Genomic DNA, 22,031 nt, shown 5'->3' with positions numbered 1-22,031 from the left:
CCTCCTGGCCGGGGGGGGCGTGGTGTGTGTGTCTTTGTTTCCTCCCCCCCCCCCCCCCCCCCCCCCCCCCCCCCCCCCCCCACTGTGCCCGGGGGCCCGGAGCCGGGTCGATTACCCCGGAGGTCATGCCAACCCTTTTTGAGCCGTACGGCAGGAAACGTTGGGGTTCCCCTGGTTCGGGCCGGGGCGGGGGGCTAGGCTTCACGGAGCCTGATCCACTCGAACGTCTTGTCGACATATGGAGAATCCGCCGGTGCGAGCCGCCGTCCGACCCGATCTCGCCGCGATCCGGCGGCGTGTCGAGGCACTGTCGGAGCGGCGCGGGCAGGATCCGGCCGACGCCGTGGGCGTGGAGCGGCTGAGCCATCTGTCCGGGGTCGAACCCGGGCGCATAGCGCAGGTGGTGGCGGGTACGGCCGTCGAGGTGCCGCTGGAGCAGCGCGTGCACCAGCGCTTCCTGCGGCTGCGCGCCACCCGGCGGGACAAACACGGCCGGGAGTGGCCGCTCGCCGCCATCGCCGACGACTTCGACGCGCCCGGGGCCTCCCTCGGGCCGCTCAACGCGGGCACGGGGCTGCCGCGGATGGGGCACGCGGCGGGCGTGCAGCGGTTCTTCGGGGTCTACGCCGGCTTCCTCCTCGCCGACAGCAAGAGCGCCGTGGAACGGGCCCTCGCCCTCTCGGCCACCACCGCCGCCCCGGACGGCCGGGACGACCTCGCGCACCTCTCCTACCTGACCGGCATGACCCCGCAGGCCATTCGGCTCACCCTCGACGGCGAACCGCCCCGGCTCCCCTTCAAGGAGCAGGTGCACCAGCGGTTCGAGCACCTGCGCCGCACCCGCGTACGGGAGGACGGCCAGGCCCATTCGCTGGCGGCCATCGCCAGGTCCTTCGACGCGTCGGGCCAGTCGCTGACCCGTGTCGCGCAGGGCGAGGGCCTGCCCAACCTCGCCGCGGCCGCCGGGATCCAGCGGTTCTACGGGGTCGAGGGGGGCTTCCTGCTGGCCGACGACACCGAGGCGCTCGCCACCGCACTCGCGCTGATCGAGGCCGAACTGGAGTCCGCGGAGCGGGAGCGGGAGAACCCGATGCTGGCCGTGATGCGGGCGCACGACGTACGGAGCATCGTCACGCGGGCCGGCCGGCTCTCCCCGCGGGGCTGGAAGTCGCTCGCCGACCACCTGGACGACCTGCTCGCGCGGGAGGGCCAGCTCGGCCGTCCGGCGGAGCCCGACGAGGGGGGAGCGCCATGAGGACCACACGGGCGATGCGCAGGCTGGGCGGCGATCTGCTCGCCGGCGCGCGGCTGACGCCGCCGGCCTGCGCCGCCGAGATCATCGGCGCGCTGTGCACCGCGTACAGCCGGCGGCGCGGCGGCCGGAAGGTTGACTTCCGATTCGCCCCCTTCCCGCCCGACACGGCCAGCGGCCTGTGGCTGGAGATGGACGCGCGCGATCTCCTCGTCATCGAGGAACACACCCGCCCCGAGCACCAGCTCGTCATCGCCTGCCACGAGTTATGGCACGTGGACGAGGGCACCTGCGACAGCCACGGCCCGGGCATGGCGGTGGCCGCCCGGCTGACGGGTGACGCGGGCCACGCGGACGGCCGCCCCGGCGGCCTGGCGGAGCTGCTCCGGTCGGACACCGGTCTGGGCGCGGTGGTCCGGCAGGCCGCCGCCCGCGCCGACCGGGAGGATCCCGCGGAGATCAGGGCCGAGATCTTCGGCCTGTACCTCGGCAAACTCCTCAAGCCCTACCTGCCGCCTCCCCGGGAGGAGCAGGTCCCCGAGGCGATCGAGCGCATCAAGACCTCGCTCGGCTGGGGGCGTTGAGTGTCACGCCGGTGACCCGCAACCCGCCCCCGCCGCACCCCTTGCGCCGATGCCCTCAGCACGGCCCTGACAGAGAGCACGACACGATGACCCAGTCTTCCCCGCCCCGCCACGCCGTCGTCATCGGCGGCAGCATGGCCGGCCTGCTCGCGGCCGCGGTCCTGGCCGAGCACGCCACGGTCACGATCATCGACGCGGACACCCTCCCGGACAGCCCGGCGCCGCGCCGCGGACTGCCGCAGGCCCGGCACGTCCACGTCATGTGGTCCGGCGGGGCGCGCGCGATCGAGGACATCCTGCCCGGCATCACCCAGGACTGGACGGCGGCCGGCGCGATCCGCCGCAGCCTGCCCACCGACCTGGTCACCAAGACCGCCGAGGGCTGGATCCCGCGCTACCCGGAGATGCAGTTCAACATCTCCTGCAGCCGCGACCTCCTCGACTCCGTCGTCCGGGCCCGGGTGACCGCCCTGGACGGGGTCTCCACCCTTCAGCAGAGCCGCGTCCGCGGCCTGGAGGGCACCGCGGCCCGCGTCACCGGCGTCCGCGTCGACACCCCGGAGGAGGAGGACAGACTCGTGCCCGCCGACCTCGTGGTCGACGCGAGCGGGCGCGGCTCCCGCGCCCGCCTCTGGCTGCAGGAGCTCGGCGTGAACGGCATCCGGCAGGCCGAGGTCGACTCCGGCCTGGTCTACGCGACCCGCATCTTCGAGGCGCCCGACGGAGCCCACGAGTCGGGCTTCCCCATAGTCAACGTCCAGTCCGACCCGCGCGTGCCCGTACCGGGCCAGACGGCCACCATCGTGCCCATCGAGAACGGCCAGTGGCAGGCCACCCTCTCCGGCACCCGCGGCGGCCAGCCCACCGGCGATCCCGACGCGTTCATCCCGTTCGCCAAGGGCATCCGGGACCCGATCGTCGGCGAGCTCCTGGAGGGCCGCAAGCCCCTCACGGACGTGGCCGTCACCAAGGGCACCGCCAACCGCCGGATCTTCTTCGAGAAGGTCGAGCTGCCCGACGGCTTCTTCGCCGTCGGCGACTCGGTCGCCACCTTCAACCCGCTCTACGGGCAGGGCATGACCGTCGCCGCCCAGGGGATGCTCGCCGTACGGTCCCTGCTCCGGGCCAGGGGACTCCCCCACCCCGCCTTCGGGCGCGAGGCACAGCGCGCGATCGCCCCGCAGGTGGCGACCGCCTGGGACCTCGCCACCTCGCAGGACATCCTCTACCCCGGCGCCACCGGCATGAAGCCGCGGACCGGGGCCGGGCTGCTCAACGGGTACGTCAGCCGGCTGATGACGGGGGCCACCACCCGGGAGGCGCTCACCGCCGCCTTCCTCCAGGTCATCACCATGAGCACCGCGCCCACCCACTGGCTCCGGCCGTCGGTGGTCTGGAACGTCCTGCGCGCCTCCGACCGCGGCGCGCTGAAGGCGCCGCCGCTCACCGCCGCCGAACGGACGGTCGCCGGGCTCGACCAGCGGGCCGATCCGGTCGATCCCGTCGGCCGGGCCCGGTGAAGAGCGGCCTGATCCTCTACGTGCCGGGGGCGCTGCTGATCCTGACCCTGCTGGTCAAGGCGCCCACCCTGCACCGGAGGTGGGACCAGCCCCCGATGCGTGCCGTCTGCGCGCTGCTGGTCATGGGCTGTCTCGTGCTGTTCCTGGCGGCGCCGCCGACGATCGCGGCGGTCAACCGTTTCACCGGGGTGGCCAACTTCTCGGCCCCGCTCGTGTTCGGCCTGATCACCGCGTTCTCCGGGTCGTGCGTGGTGCTGGTCCTGCAGTGGGGCGGCGGCCCGCCGGCCGTGGTGCGCCGGGCCACCCGGCTGACGGTGGCCGTGTACGGCGGGGTCGCGGTGGCGATCATCGTCCTCTTCGTGATCGGCGAGGCGCCGGTGGAACGCCTGCGGGACCTGGACACGTACTACGCCGACACCCCGTGGATCCGGGAGATGATCGTCTGCTACCTGCTGGCGCACACGGTCGGCAGCTCCGCACTGACCCTGCTGACCGGGCGGTGGCTGCGCCGCACCCACCCCTCCCTGCGGCCGCTGCGCACCGGACTGGCCCTGATCATGACCGGCGGGCTGCTGGACCTCGGCTACCTCGTCGCCAAGTGGACCGCGCTGGGTGCCCGCTGGAGCGGCCGCGACTGGGACGGCCTGTCCACGGACGCGGCGCCGCCGCTGGCCGCGGGGGCGGCCCTGATGGTGGCGACCGGCTTCATCGTGCCGCTGGTGGGCGGGTCGGCGACCTGGCGGGACTTCAGCGAGTACCGGGGGCTGCACCCGCTGTGGAAGGCCCTGCGGGGCTTCGCCGCGTCCGGTGTGCGGACGGTTCCGCTCACCTGGTGGTCACCTGTCGGGATCCGGCTGATCCACCGCGAGTCCGTCATCGACGACGGGATCCTGGCGGTCGCCCGCTGGTTCGACCCCTGCGTGCGCCGGGCGGCGTACGAGGCCGCGCGCGAGCAGGGCCTGAGCGAGGCCCGGGCCGAGGTGGTCGCCGACGCCGCCATGCTCGCCGCCGCGTGCGGGCGCAGGGCCGCCGCCGTCGACACGGACACGGACACAGCCCACACCACCACCGCCGGAACCGGCGCCGGCTCCGTACCCCTGCCGGACTGCGAGCCGCCACGGCTGTCCGGCCGGCCGCTGACCGCCCTGGCCCGCGAGTTCCGCGCCTCCCCCATCGTCGCCGCCGCCCGGGCCGCCGCCGTACGCGCCTAGCCCTGGCCGGGAGCCGCGCAGGCCGGGTGGGCTAGGGGGGCGGTTGTGCCGGGGCCGGGCGCCGGTTTGCTGCGCCGCTCGGGCGGGGGCCGGGGTGGGGTGGGGGCCGGTCGTGCCGGGGCCGGGCGCGCGCCGGGGTGTCTCCTCGGGCGCCGAACGTGGCGAGGGGCCGGAGAGCGGAGCCTTGTTGTGTTCGGCGCCCTGCGGGGATCACCCCGACACACACCCGACCCCGGCCCAACCGGCCCGGCTGCTACCCAGCCCCTGCGGCTCCTCGGCACCATCCAGCTCGACTCCAGCCCCTCCGGCGTTTGAGGAGCGGGGTCCGGGGCAGAGCCCCGAATCTTTGAGCCGCACCAATCGGCCTCGCCGCACCACCCAGCCTCGCCGCACCAATCCAGCCCCGCCGGCGTTTGAGGCGCGGGGTCCGGGGCAGAGCCCCGAATCTTTGAGCCGCACCAATCGGCCTCGCCGCACCAATCCAGCCTCGCCGGCGTTTGAGGAGCGGGGTGCGGGGCGGAGCCCCGGCGGCGGACCGGGACACGGGGAGTCGGGGAAGACGGGACGCCCCGAGCCCGAAGGGCCGGCTGGCTCAGAGCTCCGCGAGGTCCAGCCCGGCCTGCGCGGCGGCCGCCTGGACGGTCTGCTCCAGCAGGACGGCGATGGTCATCGGGCCGACACCGCCCGGCACCGGGGTGATCAGCGAGGCGCGCGCCGCGGCGGACTCGAAGTGGACGTCGCCGACGTTGCCCTCGTTGTACCCGGCGTCCAGGACCACCGCGCCCGGCTTGATGTCCTCGCCCCGGATGAACTCGGCCTTGCCCACGGCGGCGACCAGGACGTCCGCCTGGCGCACGATCGAGGGCAGGTCCACGGTGCGGGAGTGGCAGTAGGTGACGGTGGCGTTCTGCTCCAGCAGCAGCATCCCGGCCGGCTTGCCCAGGATGGCGCTGCGGCCGACGACGACGGCGTGCTTGCCGGTCAGGTCCACGTCGTAGGCGGCGAGCAGGCGCATGATGCCGCCGGGGGTGCAGGAGACGAAGCCCGGCAGCCCGAAGCCCATGGCGGCGAAGGAGTGCATGGTGACCCCGTCGACGTCCTTGCCCGGGGCGATGGCCTCGAAGGCCGCGCGCTCGTCGATGTGGTGCGGGACGGGGTGCTGGAGCAGGATGCCGCTGATCTCCGGGTCCTCGGAGAGCGCGGTGAGGGTGGCCACCAGCTCCTCGGTGGTGGTCCCGGCCGGCAGCTCGACGTGGCGGGAGGTGATCCCGGCCTTGGCGCAGCGGTTCTGCTTCATGCGTACGTAGGTCACGGACGCGGGGTCCTCGCCGACCAGCACGGTCGCGAGGCAGGGCGCGGTGCCGGTGCGCTCGGTGATCTTCGCCGCGTACGCGGCGGTCTGCTCCGAGATGCGGCGGGCGAGGGCGGTGCCGTCCATCAGCTGGGCAGAGGCAGTCTGGGCAGTCGTCACGGGGTCTCCTGAACGTCGCTGCGGATCGCGGTTCGCCCAGGCGCGCGGCAGTCGACGTACCGGAGTACGCCGGGCCGCTCCCCGGTGGTGATCCACCCGAACGCCAGTCACGGCCCGCCGTCCACTGTAGTCGACATATCCGGTGGATGACCGGCGCCCGACCTGGGACGATCGATACATGACGCGCACTTTCGACCATCTTGTCGCCGAGGCCGAGTCCGTCTCCGTGGACGGCTGGGACTTCTCGTGGCTCGACGGCAGGGCGACCGAGCAGCGCCCCTCCTGGGGCTACCAGCGGCTGCTGGCCGAGCGCCTGTCCCGGGTCCGGTCGGCCCTGGACATCCAGACCGGCGGCGGCGAGGTCCTCGCCGGGTCCGGGCCCCTGCCCCCGCTGATGGCCGCCACCGAGTCCTGGCCGCCCAACATCGAGAAGGCGACCCGGCTGCTGCACCCGCTGGGCGCGGTGGTGATCGCCGACTCCGACGAGCCCCCGCTGCCCTTCGGCGACGCGGCCTTCGAGCTGGTGACCAGCCGGCACCCGGTGACCATCTGGTGGGAGGAGATCGCGCGGGTGCTGACGCCGGGCGGCACCTACCTCTCGCAGCAGGTCGGCCCGGCGAGCGTCTTCGAGCTCGTCGAGTACTTCCTCGGCCCGCAGCCGGAGGCGGTCCGGCGCGGCCGGCACCCCGACGACGCGGTCGCCGAGGCCACGAAAGCGGGCCTCGAAGTCGTCGGTCTGCGCTCCGAACGTCTGCGCACGGAGTTCCACGACATCGGAGCCGTGATCTACTTTCTGAGGAAGGTGATCTGGATGGTGCCCGGCTTCACGGTCGGGCAGTACCGGGACCGGTTGCGCGAGCTGCACGAACAGATCGAACGCGAAGGTCCGTTCGTCGCGCACACCGCCCGCTTCCTCATCGAGGCCCGCAAAAAGGGCTGAAGGGAGGGTGGACGGATCCACGCCGAATTGGTTGCGCGGCCACAGCGTGGCGCAGGTCACTCAATTCAGCGCGTAACGAATCGACTCGGGCATGCGATGAACCGACAGGTGTCCTCGCGCGGCCCGGAATACAGACCCCCCTCGGGTCTGTTTCCCGAGTCCGCGCGATGATGTCCCGCTTACCCCTTATCTGTTCGCAACGAGAGGCTCCTTGTGTCGCTCAGCCCGTCCCGTACGTTCCCTCCGGAGATCGCCGAATCCGAGGCCCTGGTCGCGCTCGTCGAGCGCGGCCGCGAGCAGGGTCACATCAACGGTGACGACGTGCGCCAGGCCTTCGAGGCCGGCCGCATCCCGGTGGACCAGTGGAAGCGGGTCCTGCGCAGCCTGAACCAGGTCCTGGACGAGGAGGGTGTCGCCCTCCACGTCAGCGCGGCGCCCGCCACCAAGGCTGCCGCGAAGAAGCCCCGCAAGGCTGCCGCCGCCCCGGCCCGCACCGTGGCCAAGAAGGCCGCCGCCGCGCCGCGCCCCATCGGCGCGCGCAAGACCTCGGCCGCCAGCGCCGCCACGGCCACGGCCTCGGCGATATCCGCATCGCCGGCCGCCGCCGCCCCGGACGACGCGTCGGCCGAGGCCGCCGCCGAGCCGAAGAAGCGCACGGTCAAGAAGACCGCCGTCAAGAAGACCGCCGTGAAGAAGACCACCGCGGCGAAGAAGACCAGCGCCAAGGACGCCGACGAGGGCGAGACCCCCGTGGCGGAGGGCGAGGACTGGGCCGCCGAGGACCTGGCCGACGAGGCCGAGGAAGAGGCCCCCAAGGCCGGCGGCACCCAGGGCTTCGTCCTGTCCGACGACGACGAGGACGACGCCCCGGCGCAGACGGTCATGGTGGCCGGCGCCACCGCCGACCCCGTCAAGGACTACCTCAAGCTGATCGGCAAGGTGCCGCTCCTCAACGCCGAGCAGGAGGTGGAGCTCGCCAAGCGCATCGAGGCGGGTCTCTTCTCCGAGTACAAGCTCGAAGAGGAGGAGGACCACAAGCCCGCCTTCAAGCGCGAGCTGGAGATCCTCGTCGAGGACGGCCGCCGGGCGAAGAACCACCTGCTGGAGGCCAACCTCCGCCTCGTGGTCTCCCTCGCCAAGCGCTACACCGGCCGCGGCATGCTCTTCCTGGACCTGATCCAGGAGGGCAACGTCGGTCTGATCCGCGCCGTGGAGAAGTTCGACTACACCAAGGGCTTCAAGTTCTCCACGTACGCGACCTGGTGGATCCGGCAGGCGATCACGCGTGCCATGGCCGACCAGTCGCGCACCATCCGCATCCCCGTGCACATGGTCGAGATCATCAACAAGCTCGCCCGCGTGCAGCGCCAGATGCTCCAGGACCTGGGCCGCGAGCCCACTCCGGAGGAGCTGGGCAAGGAACTCGACATGACCCCCGAGAAGGTCATCGAGGTCCAGAAGTACGGCCGCGAGCCGATCTCCCTGCACACCCCCCTGGGTGAGGAGGGCGACAGCGAGTTCGGTGACCTCATCGAGGACTCCGAGGCGGTCGTGCCCGCGGACGCGGTGTCCTTCACCTTCCTCCAGGAGCAGCTCCAGTCGATCCTGGGCACGCTCTCGGAGCGCGAGGCGGGCGTGGTCTCCATGCGCTACGGCCTCAACGACGGCCAGCCGAAGACCCTGGACGAGATCGGCCGCGTGTACGGGGTCACCCGTGAGCGCATCCGCCAGATCGAGTCCAAGACGATGTCGAAGCTGCGCCACCCGTCGCGTTCGCAGGTGCTGCGCGACTACCTCGACTAAACGGCAGGGTGGGGGCTCCCTCCGGCGATGCCGGGGGGGGAGCCCCCACCTGTCCGGTCAGCTCGCGGAGTGCTCCAGCAGGTGTTTGAGCTTCTCCTCGCCGCGGGGCATCTCCTTGCGGACCACGGGCTTGACCACGAGGGGGACGAGGGCCCGGCCCATGCCGTGGCCCTCGAAGTCGACGGAGAGGGTGACGCGCGAGCGGGTCCCGCCGTCGAGGGGTTCGATCCTGCCCCGTACGTCCGGCCGGACCGGCCCGTCGACGCCGTGGAGGTGCCAGCTCCGCGGCGGGTCCATGGCCGTGTACTCCATGGTCGTGGGGATCCTCCGCCTGCCGATCCGCCGGGTGACCAGGATCCGGGAACCGACGTGGACGGGGAGGTCCCCCATGGGGATGGCGGACAGGGCACTGTCCTGCCACTCCGGCAGATGCGTGGGGTCCGTGACGTACGAGTAGACGTCCTCGGGCGTGCGGTCGATGTCGATGCTCTTGCTGATCGCGGACATGGCGACCCCTGGAGCCCCCCTGGGCGGCTTCTCCCTCCAAACTACCCCGCGGGCGAAACGGCGGCGCGCTGCTTGCGGGCGGCCATCACGGCGTACACGAGGACGCCCGCGAAGAGGAACAGCACGCCCTGGTAGACGGCCGCGTAGCCGGAACCGGCGACCAGCCACATCGAGAAGCCGAAGGCCAGGCAGGCGAGGGCGGCGTCGCGGACCAGGCGGCCGGGCCGGACCCGCTCCGGGCGCCCCGAGGCCAGGAAGTAGATCTGCGCGGCGGTGGAGAGCAGGTACGGGACCGTCGCGGTGAAGGTGGTGACGAGGACCAGGACCTCGAAGACCCGCGGGGAGCCGGCCGTGTAGTTGTAGACGGTCAGCGCCGAGGCGAGGGCGACCGTGACGAGGACGCCGGCCACGGGGACGCCGCGCTTCTTCGTCTCGAAGACCTTCGGGAAGAGCCCGTCCTTCGCCGCGGCGTACGGGGTCTGCGCGCTGAGCAGGGTCCAGCCGTTGAGCGCGCCCGCCATCGAGATCACGGCGGCGCAGGCGACGAGCGTGCCGCCCCAGGTCCCGCCGAACATGGCGTTGACGGCGTCGCTGAAGGGGGCCTCGGAGGAGACCAGCTTCTCGTGGGCGACCAGGCCGAAGACGGCGAGGGTGCCGAGCAGGTAGACGGTGGCGGCGCCCACGGTGCCGAGGATCGTGGCCCGGCCGACGTTGCGCTCCGGGTCGCGGACCTCGCCCGCGCTGACGGCGGCGGACTCGACGCCCAGGTAGCTGAAGAGCAGGATCGCGGCGGAGGCGGAGACCGCGCCGACCGCGCTCTGGCCGGTGGCCTGGAAGGGGCCGAGGTTGGCGGCGTCGAAGAAGAACAGCCCGCCCACGGCGACCAGCAGCAGCGGGACGAACTTCAGCACGGTGGAAACCAGTTGGACGGCGCCGACGTACCGGGTGCCGGCCAGGTTGGCGAGTGCCGGGAGCCACTGCACGCAGAGGGCGGCCAGGCACATGGACCACTGGTGCGCGCCGACGGCGGGGTAGAGCACGCCGAGGTAGCCGACGGCCGCCACCGCGAGGGCCGCGTTGGAGACCCAGGTGGTGATCCAGTAGCTCCAGGCGGCGAGGAAGCCGGCGAAGTCGCCGAAGGCGGCGCGGGCGTAGACGTACGGGCCGCCGGTCTGGGGGTGCCGGTGCGCGAGGCGGCCGAAGACGAGGGCGAGGGCGATCGCGCCGAGGGTGAGCACGCCGAACGCGACGAGGCTGATGGTGCCGAAGGGGGCCACCGAGGCGGGGAGGAGGAAGATCCCGCCGCCGATGATGTTGCCCATGACCAGGCAGGTGGCGACGGGGAGGCCGAAGCGGCGCTCGCCCTGCGGGCGGGGCTCGGCGGTGCCGGGAGCGGAATCCGGGGCCGGGGCCGGGGTCGGGGCCGGGGTGGTGATCGTGCTGGTCATCGGTGGTGCGCCTCTGGGTGTCTCACATGCTGGGCAGGTCGACCCATGCTCGGCCACCGCACGGGCCGTACCAAATCAGCGTGTTTCGTCCCGTACGGGCACCCCGGCGGAAGGAAGGATTCCGCCATCGGCTCCCTCCGGCAGGGGATCTTGCACCGGCCCCGGCCGCAGGCCGAGCGGGACCTGTGGGCCGTCCACCTCGCGCAGCCAGCGGCGCAGTACGCCGTGCACCGCCTCCGCGCCCACCGGTTCGGCTCCCGGGTCCGCCCCGGGGTCCGACAGCACCGTGGGCCACATCAGGAACGGGTGCCCCTGCTCCCCGCCCAGACCGCCGTGCGAGCCGATCTGCTCCTCGAAGGCGTGCACGGCGCCCGTCTCCGCGTCGTACGCCGAGTTCACCATGACGTCGGCCACGTGCGGGAAGGCGTCGGTCCGGCGGACGGCCTCCGCCGCGCCGGGACCGAAAGGGGACAGCAGCTCCTCCGCCTCGCCGGGCACGTCGAGCCGGGCCACCGCCCCGCCCGGGCCCAGCACCATCCCGTCCACCAGCAGGAAGCCCACGCCCGGGTGGTTCGCCAGGGTCGCCAGCAGGGCGGGGTGCGCGCGCTCGACGCGCTCGCGCGAGGCCCGGCCGGGGACGTCCGGGAAGGAGATCAGCGCGAGGTTGCCCGAGGCGAGCACCACCGGGTCGGAGCCCGGCCCCGGATGGGCCTCCTCCCCCTCCTCCACCGGCCGGTGCAGGGCCGCGAGGACGGCCGCCCGGGCCTCGGCGCCGCTGCGGGTGCGGCCGGCCCGGCGGGAGACCGGCAGCCCGCAGCCGGCCCGGACGAGGTCCTTCAGGGTCAGCCCGTACCGGCCGAGGAAGGTCTCGCCCGGGCTCTGGCCGTGGTCCGAGAGCAGCACGATCCGGTACTCCCGCGGGGCGTGCTCGGCGACCCGGGCGATCAGCGCGAGGCTCCGGTCAAGGCGGGCCAGCACCTGGTCGGTGTCCCGGCCCCGCGGGCCGGAGTGGTGCGCGACCTCGTCGTAGGCGACCAGGTCGGCGTAGACCGCGGCGCGGCCGGCGAGCATGTCGCCGATCACCGCCGCGACCACCACGTCCCGTTCGACCACGGTCGCGAAGGCCCGGATCAGCGGGTACAGCCCGCCGCGCGACACCCGGGGCCGGTCCCCGCGGATCCGTGCCCGCAGCGACTGGCCGATCTCCCGGACCACCTCGGCGACGAAGGACACGGCCGTGCGGACGGCGTTGGCCGGATCGGAGAAGTACGCGAAGTAGCCCGCGCGGGACCGGTTCGCCCGGCCCCGCCGGGCCGAGACCGAGAGCACGAGCGCCAGTTGGTCGGCGCCCCCGCTGAACAGGTTGCCCCGGCTGGCCCCGTCGAGCGTGAGCAGCCCGCCGTCCCCGGTGCGCGCGACGGCCCGCCGCTGCAGCTCGGCGGCGCTGGTGGGCCGGTTGCAGACCATCACCTCGCCGGTGTCCTTCTCGTACCAGCGGAAGGCGGGCACGTCGAAGTTGGAGCCGTGCAGGATGCCGAGCTGGCTGGCGCCGGTCTGGCTCGACCAGTCCGTACGCCAGGGCGTGATCCGGTGGCTGCGGCCCAGCCAGCCGGCGACGGTGGGCATCAGTCCGCCGGCGCACGCGCCGCGCAGCACCTCGTACCCCACCCCGTCGAGCTGGAGGAAGACCAGGCCGGGCGCGGGCTCGCCGGCCCCGGACGCGCCCGCTCCGCGCTGCCTGCGGCGGCGCCGGTCGGCGAGCCGGTAGAGGCGGCGCCGGTACGCCTCGTCGTCGCGCACCGCGAGGGCGGTGGAGGTCGCGGACGCGACCGCGGACATCACGGCGGCCACCACCACCGCGGTCTCGGGGGCCGCCTCGCCCCGCCAGGCGGGGATCAGGCTGAGCGCCATGAGCAGGAGCGAGCCGTTCAGGAAGAAGACGAGCAGCCCGAGGACGAGGGCGGGCACCAGCAGCAGGGCCCGTACGAGCACGGGCCAGACCACCGCGCTCAGCAGACCGAAGACTCCCGCGCCCCAGGCGGCGGTCAGCGCGATCTGCGTGACGCTGTCACCGTCGTCGGACTGGAGCCGGAAGTCCGGCAGGATCCCGGCCAGGGCGAGCATGGTGAGGGTGGACACCGCCCAGACGATGATCACGCGCAGCAGGGCGCTGCCCGTGGTCCGCCACCGTCCCCGCCACACGCCGCCACCTCCCGCGAGCCCCGTCCCGCCTTCCAGGCTCGCACAGCCGGGCCCGGCCGGCCGGGCGGAAGGGAGGGCGCACCGGAGTGCGGGGCCGCGTGCGGCGGACGGGCCGCGGCGGGACGGGCCGCGGCGGGACGGGGTGCGGCGGGGGCGCCGGGGGTGTCAGGTGCCGTCGTAGCCGGCGGTCGGCATGGAGAGCCTGCGGTGCACCTCGGCTTTCATCGCGGAGGTGTACTGCGGCTCGGCGTCCCCGGCTGTCTCCAGCCGTACGCCGCGCCGCTCGCACTCGGCGGTGAACTCCTCGACCGAGCACAGCGCGCGGGCCAGCACCCTGTGGTTGGCGGCGACGAAGAGGTCGACCCGTCCGGCGTCGACATCGGACCAGAGCCCGCAGTGGTCGGCGCGCAGCCCGTAGACGAGCAGCTGCTTCGTGACGACGTAGCCCCGGCCGGCGGCCCAGCGCGCGCACATGGCGTGCTGGCCGCGGGTGTCCACGGCGAAGGGGTCGGCGTCCAGGTCTTCGAGCGGGGCCAGGCTGGCGATCGCGGCCACGCGCAACTCTTCCATGCCGCCGGACCCTACTCCGATCCGCCGCCGGAGAGGAGGGGCCCGGCACTTCCGGTTCCGGGCGGATCCTCGGGGCAGCATCTAGGCTCGTGGACGAGGGCGAGGCGAGGCCGAGGGCGGGGCCGAGGGAGGGAGGGCCGGGTGCCGGTGGAGATCACCTGGTGGGGTCATGCCACGTGCACCGTCGAGGACTCCGGGGTCCGGCTGCTGACGGACCCGCTGTTCGCCCGGCGGCTCGCGCACCTGCGGCGGCGGCGCGGGGCGGTGCCCCCGCCCGAGGCCGCGGTGGCGGACGTGGTGCTCGTGTCGCACCTGCACGCCGATCATCTGCACCTGCCGTCGCTGGAGCGGCTCGCGCCCGGCACCCGGCTGCTGGTGCCGCGCGGGGCGCGCCGGGCGGTGCCCGGGCTGGCGCGGGCCGCGGGGCTGCGCGGGCTGCGGGTGACCGAGGTGGTGCCGGGCGAGGAGGTCGCCGTACGGGAGGACGTACGGGTCCGGGCGGTCAGCGCGCGGCACGACGGGCGGCGGCTGCCGTTCGGGCCGCACCTCGCGCCGGCGCTCGGGTACGTGGTCCAGGGCTCGGCGCGGACCTACTTCGCCGGGGACACCGGGCTGTTCGACACCATGGCCGAGGAGGTCGGGCCGGTGGACGTGGCCCTGCTGCCGGTGGGCGGCTGGGGCCCGTACCTGGGCCCGGGGCACCTGGACGCGGGGCGGGCGGCGCAGGCGCTGGCCCGGCTCGCGCCCGCGGCGGCGGTGCCGGTGCACTACGGGACGTACTGGCCCGTCGGGATGGACGCGGTGCGGCCGCACGAATTCCACGCTCCGGGCGAGGAGTTCGAGCGCCGTGCCCGGCAACTGGCACCGAAGGTGGCCGTACGGGTACCCGGGCACGGTGAGCGGGTGCGGCTGCCGTGATGTGGCGCGAGCTCACGGCGGCGGCCGGCCAGGTGCCACCGGAGACCACCCAGCAGGCGGTGGGGTACCCGGCGTTGTTCGTGCTGGTGGCTCTGGGCGCGCTGGTGCCGGTGATCCCGACGGGCGCGCTGGTGAGTTCGGCGGCGGTGGTGGCGTTCCATCACCAGTCGCTGCCGTTCGGGGTGTTGCTGGTGGTCGGGGTGTCGGCACTGGCCGCGTTCACCGGTGACCTGGCGCTGTACTGGCTCGGACGGCGCGGGGTCACCTCGCGGAACGGCTCGCGGTGGCTGGCGGCGCTGCGCGGCCGGGCCACGCCCGAGCGGCTGGAGCAGGCGCAGACCAAGCTGGACGAGCACGGGGTCATGGTGCTGGTGGTCTCCCGGCTGGTCCCGGCGGGCCGGATCCCGGTGATGCTGGCCTGCCTGCTGGCGCAGATGCCGTTGCGCCGCTTCGCCCGCGGCGACGCCCCCGCGTGCCTGGCCTGGGCGGCGACGTACGGCCTCATCGGCATCCTCGGCGGCTCGCTGTTCTCGGAGCCGTGGAAGGGCGTGGCCCTGGCGGTGGGCCTGGCCCTGCTGATCAGCACGGGTCCGGCGCTGTGGCGGCGGCTGCGGGTCCGGCGAGCGCAGGACTAGACCTCAAGTGCCCTTCGGGTCCTAGGGTCTTGTTCGTCGGGACAAGGCACAGCAGCGAACGGAGCGGATCCACCATGGAGTACTCGCACAGCGACGCGGAACTGGTCCGGCAGCCCATCGGCTACTGGAGCTGGGCCGCCTACGACGCGGTCGTCAGCCGCACCCGGGGCGCGCTCGCCGGGATCGGCACCACCCAGCCGCAGTGGTGGGTCCTGGCCCAGGTGGCGCCGGCCGAGGAGGTGAAGACCCGCGCGGAGGTGACCGAGGTGCTGCGGGGCTACCTCGCCGTGGGCGGGCAGGCCCTGGGCGAGGAGATCGACACGGCCATCGCCCGCGGCTGGATCACCCAGGACGCCGGGGAGCGACTGGAGATCACCCCCGAGGGCCTGAAGTTCCACGACGAGGTGGCCGCCCTCCAGAGGCAGTTGTGGGACGAGCGGCACGCGGGCATCTCGGACGAGGAGTACCTGACCACCCTCAAGGTGCTGCAGCGCTTCATCCACAACACGGGCGGGCGGGCCTGGCACCACTAGGCCGCGGCCGGCCCCCGGTCCGGGCCTGTTGCGGGGCCGGTGACGCGGCCTGGGTCTGGGCCGGGCAGCGTGCGGGAGGCGCCGATCGGGAGGTCCCAGAGGTTCTCGCGGGGCAGCCCGGCACGGGACCAGGCGGCCCGGGTGCGGTGCAGGGGTTCCATGACCGGTTCGGCGGAGAGCACGAAGGTGGCCCAGTGCATGGGGGCCATCCGGAGCGCCCCGAGGTCGAGGCAGGCCCGGACCGCCTCCTCCGGGTCGGCGTGGACGTCGCCGAGCCACCAGCGCGGGGCGTAGGCGCCCACCGGCAGGAGGGCGAGGTCGATGCCCGGGTGGCGGCGGCCGATCTCGCCGAACCAGGGGCCGTAGCCGGTGTCGCCCGCGAAGTAGACCTTCCGCGGCGTCGGGCTCCGGGTGTCGGTGAGGATCCAGCCGCCCCACAGCGAACGGCAGGTGTCGGTCAGGGACCGCTTCGACCAGTGGTGTGCGGGGACGAACTCGAAGCGTACGCCGTCCAGTTCGGCCGCTTCCCACCAGTCGAGATCGGCGACCCGGGTGAAGCCGCGGCGGCGGAACCAGCCGGCGAGGCCGGCCGGGACGAACAGCGCCGTGTGCCGGGGCAGCCGCTTGAGGGTGGGGGCGTCGAGGTGGTCGTAGTGGTTGTGGCTGATGACCACCGCGTCCACCGCCGGCAGGTCCTCCCAGCGCACTCCGACCGGAGTCACCCGGGCCGGGGTGCCGAGGATCCGCCGGGACCAGACGGGGTCGGTCAGTACGGTCAGCCCGCCGGTCCGCAGGACCCAGCTGGCGTGCCCGGCCCAGGTGACGGAGATCGTGCCGGGGGCGGCGGCGGGCAGCGGGCCGGGCTCGAACGGCAGGTCGGGGATGCCGCGCAGCCCTTCGGGACCGGGCCGGAAGGCGCCTTCGCGGGCGAGCCGGGCGAAGGCGCGGACGCCGGGAAGCGGTGCGGTCAGCCGGTCCGCGAAGGAGCGGGGCCAGCGGCGGTGTTCGCCGAGCGGGCGCGCGGGCGGGTGTGGGTGCGGGTGTGAGTGCGGGCGGCGCTCGGGCTCCGGCGGGTCCGGTGCCGGCGTCCGCGCCGGGGGCTGCGCCGGTGCCGGGCTCCGCGCCGGTGCCGGGCTCCGCGTTGGCCGGGGTGCGGGCTGCTGGGCGACAGCGGGCCGGGCCGGCGCCGTGGACGCGGAGGCGGGGGCGGCGGGGGCAGGGGCGGCGTCCGTCCGGTCCCTCATCGAGCAGTCTCCGTTCACCGGGTCGGGGCAGGCGGGTCGGGTCATCGGCGTGCGCCGGGAGGTCAGGCCAGCCCGGCCAGGACCGAGCCGAGCAGGTCGAGAGAGCTCCGTACGTGCGGGAGTGCGAGCGGATCGCGGGCGGTGAGCGCGGCCAGCCGCTCCTCCGGGGTGGCGCCCAGCAGCGGACCCGTGGACAACCTGACCCGCAGCGCGCCCAGTTCGTCCGCGAAGCGCTGCCCGCCGGGCGTCGGCGCGCCGAGCCGGGCGCCGAGCCAGTCCTCCAGTTCCATGGCGTCGCCGACCCCGTGGCGGGCGAGTCCGGCACGCAGCGGGGTGAGGTCCGCGTAGAGGTGCCGGCCGGCCTGCGGGGGCCGGGCCAGCGCCCCGGCCGCGAGGAGCTCGCGGTGCGCGGCGGCGGCCACCACGCCGTGCAGGGCGGCGGCCGCGTAGGCCCGTCCGGCGACGGCGTCGGGTTCCTCGAGGGCGTGCGCGGCGGCGCCGGCCACGGGCCCGGCGACCATCGCTCCGGTGGCGGTGAGGACGTCGAGGGTGCGGGCGCGCAGCCAGGTCCCTCGGGGGGTGCCGGGGAAGCGGACCACGGCGGCGGGCCAGCCCGCGGGCAGCAGCGCGCCGGACAGGTCGACGAGGACGGCCGCCTGTTCGGGGAGCATCTCGGCGGGGCTCAGGACCAGGGTGTCGTGGGGCCGGTGGACGGTGTCGCGCCAGCTCTCGTCGCTGACGACGAACAGCCCGGCGGACTCGGCGGCCTCGCAGGCCTCGCGCAGCATCTCGGGCGGCGGGACCGTCGCCGTCGGGTCGTCGGCGACCGACAGCAGCAGCACCCGCGGGTCGCCGCCCTCGGCGCGCACCCGGCGTACGGTCTCCAGCAGCGCGTAGGGGTCCGGTACGCCGCCGCACTCGGCCGGGGTCGGCACGTGGTAGGCCCGCCGTCCCAGCAGCCGGACCTGCGGGGTCCACCAGGCGGGACAGGGCCGGGGCAGCATCACGTCGCCCCCGTACGCCCCGAGCAGGGCGAGGAGCAGCGCGGGGGCGCCGGGTCCGGCGGCGACGTTCTCCGGGGAGGTGGCGAGCCCGCGGCGCGCCCAGTGCCGGCAGGCGGCCTCGCGTACGGGTTCCCCGCCGCCCGGGGGCTCGGGTGCGGCGCGTCCGGCGGCCGCGGCGAGGACGGAGAGCAGTTCGGGGAGCACGGGCAGGCCCGGCTGGGGTGCCGGCGGGCCGTAGCGGACCGGGCCGCGGCCCTCCGTCGCCGTGCGCTGCGTCCCCGCCACCGTGTGCCGCCTTCCGCCCTCGTCCTGCCACGCGCCGGTGGCCCGGCCTTGATCCTGCCCCCTGATCCTGACCCCTGATCCTGACCTTTATACGATTATTTGGCGCCTTATGCCCGTTACCTGGGCGTAGGGAGCCCGCTGCGGGTGCCGGGCCTCAGCCCTCCCTCCCCACCAACCCGAGCAGCCTGGTCTGTGCGTTCGCGCCGGCCGGCACCTCCAGCGGCGCCGCGAACATCCCGCTCGCCGCGAGCGCGTCGGCGTACGGCATGACCTCCTTGATGGAGAACTCGACGAGGCCGTCCGGCAGCCTGTCGTCGGCGCCGATGGCCCGCGAGAGGTCCCAGGTGTGCACGACGCAGTCGGCGGTCAGCTCCGAGCAGTACGCCGACCCGAGCGCGGGCCCGTACGAGAGCCGCACGGTCCGGTCCAGCGCGCCGGACACGGCGAAGGCGGCGTGCGCGGCGGCCGCGGCCTTGTCCCAGGCGGCCACCGGGTCCTCGCCCAGCACGTCGCCGGAGAACACGTCGCCGAGCTCCTCGGCGGTGCGGCCCTCGGTGACCAGCGGGGGGATCCAGAGCTGCTCGCCGGTGACGTGGTTGACCAGCTCCCGCACGTTCCATTCCGTGCACGGGGTCGGCGCGTCCCACTGGTCGTCCCTGACGGCGCGCACCCGTTCGCCGAAGAGCCGCAGCGCCTCGGCGTGCTGTTCGAGCAGCGTCTCCGGCATGGCTCTCACCGTCCTCTGCCAGGGGAACGTCCCCCTGGGGCCACTCTCCTCGCCCCCGCATCGCCCTGCCACCGACCGGCAGCCGCCTCACCCAACCCCCTTGGCACACAAGGCCGGTGTCCACATGTCAAAACTCCCATCTCAGATGACGAACTGATCGTCTACCGTGGTCGCAACGCTTTCGACGAGGAGGGCCCGTCATGAACACCGCCAAGGAAACCGCCGTCTACACGCACGGCCACCACGAGTCGGTCCTGCGCTCGCACCGGTGGCGCACCGCCGAGAACTCCGCCGCGTACCTGATCGGCGAACTGCGCCCGGGGATGTCCGTACTGGACGTCGGCTGCGGCCCCGGCACGATCACCGCGGACCTGGCGGAGCTGGTCGCGCCGGGCGGCCGGGTCACCGCGGTCGACGCGGCGCGGGAGGTGGTCGAGCAGGCCCGGGAGCACGCGGCGGAGCGCGGGGTGAGCGGCATCGAGTTCGGCACGGCGGACGTCCACGCGCTGGACTTCCCCGACGACTCCTTCGACGTGGTCCACGCCCACCAGGTGCTCCAGCACGTGGGCGACCCGGTGCAGGCGCTGCGCGAGATGCGGCGGGTGTGCCGGCCGGGCGGGATCGTGGCCGCGCGCGACGCCGACTACGCGGCGATGACCTGGTACCCGGCGACGCCGGGCCTGGACGAGTGGCTGGACCTGTACCGGCGCGTCGCCCGCGCCAACGGGGGCGAGCCGGACGCGGGGCGCCGGCTGCGGGCCTGGGCCCGGGAGGCCGGCTTCACGGAGGTGACCTCCTCGGCGACGGCCTGGTGCTTCGCCACCCCGGAGGAGGCCGCGTGGTGGTCGTCGCTGTGGGCGGACCGTACGACGGCCTCCGCGTACGCGGCCAGGGCCACCGGCGGGGGTCATGCGTCGGCGTCCGACCTGGCCGCCGCCGCTGAGGCCTGGCACACGTGGGGTGCGGAGCCCGATGCCTGGTTCTCGGTCCTGAACGGGGAGATCCTCTGCCGCGCCTGAGCTTCGCAGCCCGGCCGCGCCAAACGCCGGAGGGGCTGGATTGCCGGCCTCAGCCAATTCCAGCCCCTCCGGCGTTTGAGGAGCGGGGTCTGGGGCGGAGCCCAGCCGCGGCGGCGCGGCCAGACGCTTACAGAGTGGGCCGCATCCGGAAGTCGTCGCGGGGTGGCATCGGGCGGTCCGTGAGCAGGGACCAGACTTCGCCGAGGGTCTCCTCGCCCTCGCGGAGGTCCGCGATCTCGAAGCCGTCCTCGAAGACCCGGCGCGCCGCGGCGACATGGCCCTCCGCCGCCAGCAGCCGCGCGGCGAGCAGCCGGAAGCGGCCCTGTTCCCGCAGGGCCGGCCGGAGCCGGTCCCAGACGCGGCGGGCCTCCGGGAGACGGCCGGCTGCCAGCAGGGCCGCCATCGCCTCGCGGCCCAGCGCGGCCTCCGCCGGAGCCCACGGCTCGCCGCCACGGCTCTCCCCCGCCAGGTCCTCGAAGGCCGCCGCGTACCCGTCGGCGGCCCGCGCCGGATCCCCCGCCAGCGCGTCCGCCACCGCCAGGCACCTCAGCAGCGGCCACCGCGACGGCGCCAGCGCCAGCCCGCGCTCCCAGCTCCGTACGGCCTGCGCCACGTCCCCGGCGTGCCACTGGGCCACGCCGAGGTGGTACTCGGTCAGCGGATCCGCCGGGGCCGTCTCCAGCATGTCCCGCCAGTGCGCGGCGACCAGGCTCGGGCCCGGCGGAACCACCCGCCGCGGGGTGGGCAGGACGCCCGTGCGCCACAGCTCCAGCCAGGGGGCCTGCTCCTCGCCGAGGGTGGACTCCGCGAAGGGGGTGCCCGGCAGTGTGAAGCCCCCGCACATCACCTCCAGCGCGCCCCAGCCGGAGCCCGCCGCGAGCCGCTCCCCCGGTTCGGTGTCGGCGCACTCGCGCCAGGCCTTGTACGCCGTCTCCACCCGCTCCGCCGGCAGCGCCCGCGCCAGCGCGTGCTCGGCCGCGCCGCGCGCCGCCGCCCAGTCCGCCCCGTGCACCGCGGCGGGTTCCGCGGCCAGCGGCCCGTAAGCCTCCAGCCAGCTGAAGTCCCCGCCGCCCTCCAGCCGTACGTGCTCCAGCTGGGTGCGGGCCAGCCCCGCCTGGATCTCCGCGTAGCCGCCCGTGCCCGGCTCGGTGAGCCATTCCTGCCAGCGCCGGCCACCGCCGCCCGCGCCCCACACGAACAGCTTGCGCCCGCGCAGCCGCCCGGTGGAGGTCTGCACGAGCCCCTGCCCGGCCGCGTCCAGCGAGGCGATCCAGGGTCTGGCCCCGGGCTCGACCTCGTAGAAGAAGTCGGCCGGGTACTCGCTGCGCAGCGGGTAGGTGCGGTCGGCGCCGTCCCACTCCGGTACGGGGATGCGGCGCAGCGCGCGCTCGTACCCGAAGTGCCAGGCCTCGTCGGCGGGGGCGAGCACACGGCTGCCCGCGTCCTCGGGGACGGCGATGTTGGACCACCAGTACACGGGCGCCGGGCGTTCGTGCGGGTTGCGCACGCGGACCCCGACGTAGAGGAACTCCGACTCCGCGGGCAGCCACAGGTCCACCTGGAAGGGCAGGTCGCGCAGGCGCTCCCACTCCCACAGCCGGACCATCACGCCCCCGTCCGGGGCCGGGACGAGCGCGGCGTGCAGCGGGGCGCAGGCGAGGGCGGTGTGGCCGGTCGCGCCGATGTTCCACTCGATGCCGCCGGAGAACCAGGCCCCGTTCAGCGCGAAGTTCGCGGGCTGGAACACCGGGTTGCGGTAGAGCAGTTCGCGGCCCGTCGGCAGATGCAGGAGCGAGTGGACGCGCCCGCCCAGCTCGGGCAGCACGGTGACCCGCAGGTGGTCGTTCTCGATGACGATCGTCTCGAACTCCCGCTCCGGCCGCTCCCGCCGGTACCCGTCCCGGATCCGGACGGGCAGCAGGGAGCGCAGTGGCTCGTACCCGGTCTGCCGTGCCATCTCGCGCGGCAGCCCCTCGCGCGAGCGGTCGTCCAGCGCGTGCACGCCGTCGGGCGCGCGCAGGGCGGGCAGGGGGTTCTCGGCGCCCAGCGGGGCTGCGGGAAGGGTCAGTACGGCGCGGCGGACGGTGGTGGCCATGGGGAAATGGAACACGCCATGGCGGCCGGTGCACAGGGGTTCCGCGGATCACCACCGGTCAGG

At 74.4% G+C, this 22,031-nt stretch carries 19 protein-coding genes and 1 riboswitch; of the genes, 10 read left to right on the top strand and 9 right to left on the bottom strand.

The window, feature by feature from the left end; all coding sequences use genetic code 11:
- Positions 1-253: 253 nt before the first annotated feature.
- The 4 genes from ACZ4VT_RS23430 (at position 254) to ACZ4VT_RS23415 (ending at position 4,567) form a co-directional block, all read left to right on the top strand.
- Entirely contained in the window at positions 254-1,255 is a 1,002-nt protein-coding gene (locus ACZ4VT_RS23430) for a hypothetical protein (protein ID WP_467952363.1), read from the top strand.
- Positions 1,252-1,836, top strand: a complete 585-nt coding sequence (locus tag ACZ4VT_RS23425; RefSeq protein WP_467952362.1) for a toxin-antitoxin system, toxin component — start codon at positions 1,252-1,254, stop codon at positions 1,834-1,836. Before ACZ4VT_RS23430 ends, ACZ4VT_RS23425 begins: the two co-directional genes overlap by 4 nt.
- An 86-nt stretch (positions 1,837-1,922) precedes the next feature.
- Positions 1,923-3,356, top strand: coding sequence for an NAD(P)/FAD-dependent oxidoreductase (locus ACZ4VT_RS23420; RefSeq protein ID WP_467952360.1), 1,434 nt, complete (start codon positions 1,923-1,925; stop codon positions 3,354-3,356).
- Positions 3,353-4,567: an MAB_1171c family putative transporter gene (locus ACZ4VT_RS23415; RefSeq protein ID WP_467952359.1), complete on the top strand. Its 1,215-nt coding sequence runs from the start codon at positions 3,353-3,355 to the stop codon at positions 4,565-4,567. Before ACZ4VT_RS23420 ends, ACZ4VT_RS23415 begins: the two co-directional genes overlap by 4 nt.
- Before the next feature lie 592 nt (positions 4,568-5,159).
- Here the strand turns inward: ACZ4VT_RS23415 and ACZ4VT_RS23410 are convergent.
- Positions 5,160-6,005, bottom strand: a complete 846-nt coding sequence (locus ACZ4VT_RS23410; protein WP_467952392.1) for a bifunctional 5,10-methylenetetrahydrofolate dehydrogenase/5,10-methenyltetrahydrofolate cyclohydrolase — start codon at positions 6,003-6,005, stop codon at positions 5,160-5,162.
- Between the two features lie 60 nt (positions 6,006-6,065).
- Positions 6,066-6,159, bottom strand: a riboswitch (ZMP/ZTP riboswitch).
- Between the two features lie 57 nt (positions 6,160-6,216).
- Here ACZ4VT_RS23410 and ACZ4VT_RS23405 point away from each other — a divergent pair.
- Together ACZ4VT_RS23405 and ACZ4VT_RS23400 are read left to right on the top strand one after the other, a co-directional pair.
- Positions 6,217-6,978, top strand: a complete 762-nt coding sequence (locus ACZ4VT_RS23405) for a methyltransferase domain-containing protein (protein ID WP_467952357.1) — start codon at positions 6,217-6,219, stop codon at positions 6,976-6,978.
- A gap of 213 nt (positions 6,979-7,191) precedes the next feature.
- Positions 7,192-8,781 carry an RNA polymerase sigma factor gene (locus tag ACZ4VT_RS23400; protein WP_467952355.1) on the top strand — a complete coding sequence of 530 codons (1,590 nt, stop codon included), beginning with the start codon at positions 7,192-7,194 and terminating at the stop codon, positions 8,779-8,781.
- A gap of 57 nt (positions 8,782-8,838) precedes the next feature.
- Here the strand turns inward: ACZ4VT_RS23400 and ACZ4VT_RS23395 are convergent, their stop codons facing one another.
- The 4 genes from ACZ4VT_RS23395 to ACZ4VT_RS23380 all read right to left on the bottom strand — a co-directional run bounded on the left by ACZ4VT_RS23395 (position 8,839) and on the right by ACZ4VT_RS23380 (position 13,508).
- On the bottom strand, positions 8,839-9,288 hold the full coding sequence (locus ACZ4VT_RS23395; RefSeq protein ID WP_362805586.1) for an SRPBCC family protein: 450 nt from the start codon (positions 9,286-9,288) through the stop codon (positions 8,839-8,841).
- A gap of 41 nt (positions 9,289-9,329) precedes the next feature.
- Positions 9,330-10,736: an amino acid permease gene (locus ACZ4VT_RS23390; protein ID WP_467952353.1), complete on the bottom strand. Its 1,407-nt coding sequence runs from the start codon at positions 10,734-10,736 to the stop codon at positions 9,330-9,332.
- Between the two features lie 75 nt (positions 10,737-10,811).
- Positions 10,812-12,938, bottom strand: coding sequence for a phage holin family protein (locus ACZ4VT_RS23385; protein ID WP_467952352.1), 2,127 nt, complete (start codon positions 12,936-12,938; stop codon positions 10,812-10,814).
- Between the two features lie 165 nt (positions 12,939-13,103).
- Complete coding sequence (locus tag ACZ4VT_RS23380; RefSeq protein WP_467952350.1) at positions 13,104-13,508, bottom strand: hypothetical protein; 405 nt, start codon at positions 13,506-13,508, stop codon at positions 13,104-13,106.
- 141 nt (positions 13,509-13,649) lie between these two features.
- Between ACZ4VT_RS23380 and ACZ4VT_RS23375 the strand changes: the two genes are divergently transcribed.
- The 3 genes from ACZ4VT_RS23375 (at position 13,650) to ACZ4VT_RS23365 (ending at position 15,594) form a co-directional block, all read left to right on the top strand.
- Positions 13,650-14,426 (top strand): MBL fold metallo-hydrolase, encoded by a 777-nt coding sequence (locus ACZ4VT_RS23375; protein ID WP_467952348.1) that lies wholly within the window; start codon positions 13,650-13,652, stop codon positions 14,424-14,426.
- Positions 14,426-15,061, top strand: coding sequence for a DedA family protein (locus ACZ4VT_RS23370; RefSeq protein WP_467952346.1), 636 nt, complete (start codon positions 14,426-14,428; stop codon positions 15,059-15,061). The genes ACZ4VT_RS23375 and ACZ4VT_RS23370 overlap by 1 nt, the downstream gene beginning before the upstream one ends.
- Positions 15,062-15,135: 74 nt before the next feature.
- Positions 15,136-15,594, top strand: coding sequence for a MarR family winged helix-turn-helix transcriptional regulator (locus ACZ4VT_RS23365; RefSeq protein WP_467952344.1), 459 nt, complete (start codon positions 15,136-15,138; stop codon positions 15,592-15,594).
- On the opposite strand, the gene ACZ4VT_RS23360 is transcribed toward ACZ4VT_RS23365, so the two are convergent.
- The 3 genes from ACZ4VT_RS23360 to ACZ4VT_RS23350 form a co-directional block, all read right to left on the bottom strand.
- On the bottom strand, positions 15,591-16,838 hold the full coding sequence (locus ACZ4VT_RS23360) for an MBL fold metallo-hydrolase (protein ID WP_467952343.1): 1,248 nt from the start codon (positions 16,836-16,838) through the stop codon (positions 15,591-15,593). The two genes, ACZ4VT_RS23365 and ACZ4VT_RS23360, sit on opposite strands and share 4 nt — an antisense overlap.
- A 62-nt stretch (positions 16,839-16,900) precedes the next feature.
- On the bottom strand, positions 16,901-18,127 hold the full coding sequence (locus ACZ4VT_RS23355) for an aminotransferase class I/II-fold pyridoxal phosphate-dependent enzyme (RefSeq protein WP_467952342.1): 1,227 nt from the start codon (positions 18,125-18,127) through the stop codon (positions 16,901-16,903).
- 154 nt (positions 18,128-18,281) lie between these two features.
- Complete coding sequence (locus ACZ4VT_RS23350; RefSeq protein WP_467952341.1) at positions 18,282-18,854, bottom strand: TIGR03086 family metal-binding protein; 573 nt, start codon at positions 18,852-18,854, stop codon at positions 18,282-18,284.
- A 200-nt stretch (positions 18,855-19,054) separates the two neighbouring features.
- On the opposite strand from ACZ4VT_RS23350, the gene ACZ4VT_RS23345 reads away from it, so the two are divergent.
- Positions 19,055-19,873: a methyltransferase domain-containing protein gene (locus ACZ4VT_RS23345; protein ID WP_467952339.1), complete on the top strand. Its 819-nt coding sequence runs from the start codon at positions 19,055-19,057 to the stop codon at positions 19,871-19,873.
- A 127-nt stretch (positions 19,874-20,000) separates the two neighbouring features.
- Here the strand turns inward: ACZ4VT_RS23345 and ACZ4VT_RS23340 are convergent, their stop codons facing one another.
- Positions 20,001-21,968 carry a DUF5107 domain-containing protein gene (locus ACZ4VT_RS23340; RefSeq protein ID WP_467952337.1) on the bottom strand — a complete coding sequence of 656 codons (1,968 nt, stop codon included), beginning with the start codon at positions 21,966-21,968 and terminating at the stop codon, positions 20,001-20,003.
- Between the last annotated feature and the right edge of the window lie 63 nt (positions 21,969-22,031).

It is taken from the genome of Streptomyces sp. NPDC029164 (assembly GCF_055563995.1).
The sequence above is the reverse complement of the archived record's forward strand: the minus strand, read 5'-3'. Positions and strand labels throughout refer to the sequence as shown.

Excerpts from the sequence above, each read along its gene's own strand:
- ACZ4VT_RS23350 (WP_467952341.1), bottom strand. The coding sequence starts at position 18,854 with ATGCCGGAGACGCTGCTCGAACAGCACGCCGAGGCGCTGCGGCTCTTC.
- ACZ4VT_RS23425 (WP_467952362.1), top strand. The coding sequence starts at position 1,252 with ATGAGGACCACACGGGCGATGCGCAGGCTGGGCGGCGATCTGCTCGCC.
- ACZ4VT_RS23410 (WP_467952392.1), bottom strand. The coding sequence starts at position 6,005 with ATGGACGGCACCGCCCTCGCCCGCCGCATCTCGGAGCAGACCGCCGCG.
- ACZ4VT_RS23405 (WP_467952357.1), top strand. The coding sequence starts at position 6,217 with ATGACGCGCACTTTCGACCATCTTGTCGCCGAGGCCGAGTCCGTCTCC.
- ACZ4VT_RS23380 (WP_467952350.1), bottom strand. The coding sequence starts at position 13,508 with ATGGAAGAGTTGCGCGTGGCCGCGATCGCCAGCCTGGCCCCGCTCGAA.
- ACZ4VT_RS23390 (WP_467952353.1), bottom strand. The coding sequence starts at position 10,736 with ATGACCAGCACGATCACCACCCCGGCCCCGACCCCGGCCCCGGCCCCG.
- ACZ4VT_RS23420 (WP_467952360.1), top strand. The coding sequence starts at position 1,923 with ATGACCCAGTCTTCCCCGCCCCGCCACGCCGTCGTCATCGGCGGCAGC.
- ACZ4VT_RS23340 (WP_467952337.1), bottom strand. The coding sequence starts at position 21,968 with ATGGCCACCACCGTCCGCCGCGCCGTACTGACCCTTCCCGCAGCCCCG.
- ACZ4VT_RS23360 (WP_467952343.1), bottom strand. The coding sequence starts at position 16,838 with ATGAGGGACCGGACGGACGCCGCCCCTGCCCCCGCCGCCCCCGCCTCC.
- ACZ4VT_RS23345 (WP_467952339.1), top strand. The coding sequence starts at position 19,055 with ATGAACACCGCCAAGGAAACCGCCGTCTACACGCACGGCCACCACGAG.
- ACZ4VT_RS23395 (WP_362805586.1), bottom strand. The coding sequence starts at position 9,288 with ATGTCCGCGATCAGCAAGAGCATCGACATCGACCGCACGCCCGAGGAC.
- ACZ4VT_RS23365 (WP_467952344.1), top strand. The coding sequence starts at position 15,136 with ATGGAGTACTCGCACAGCGACGCGGAACTGGTCCGGCAGCCCATCGGC.
- ACZ4VT_RS23370 (WP_467952346.1), top strand. The coding sequence starts at position 14,426 with ATGTGGCGCGAGCTCACGGCGGCGGCCGGCCAGGTGCCACCGGAGACC.